The 262-nt window shown below is 37.4% G+C and carries 1 protein-coding gene; it reads right to left on the bottom strand.

Annotated elements, in window-relative coordinates:
- Positions 1–262: hypothetical protein (locus Q5762_RS38755; RefSeq protein ID WP_315897012.1), on the bottom strand; the 262-nt coding region annotated here is incomplete at both ends.

Raw genomic sequence — 262 nt, 5'->3', positions numbered from 1 at the left:
AAGGGAGGACTTTCCCTTCTATTGGTGAAAAAACATCATCTTTTGCCAGTTTCTTTGTTTGACCAGTGGCTGCTAGTTTTGCTTCTTCTTTTGATAGTTGAACGGTTGATTCATCGTCTTTAAATCCTAGAATCCAAGCTAAGCCAAAACCTGCAACAAGTGCACAGATATCTAAAATAATATTGTAGATAGCAAATGTCATGTTACCTTCTGGAGAGATACTTGCTGTATATCTAAAAATTCCTAGCCCACCCATTTGGTA

Origin of the sequence: Streptomyces sp. P9(2023) (assembly GCF_032436795.1) — a bacterium.
GTDB lineage: Bacteria > Actinomycetota > Actinomycetes > Streptomycetales > Streptomycetaceae > Streptomyces.
Note: the sequence above shows the minus strand (reverse complement) of the source record. Positions and strands in the feature narration are given on the sequence as shown.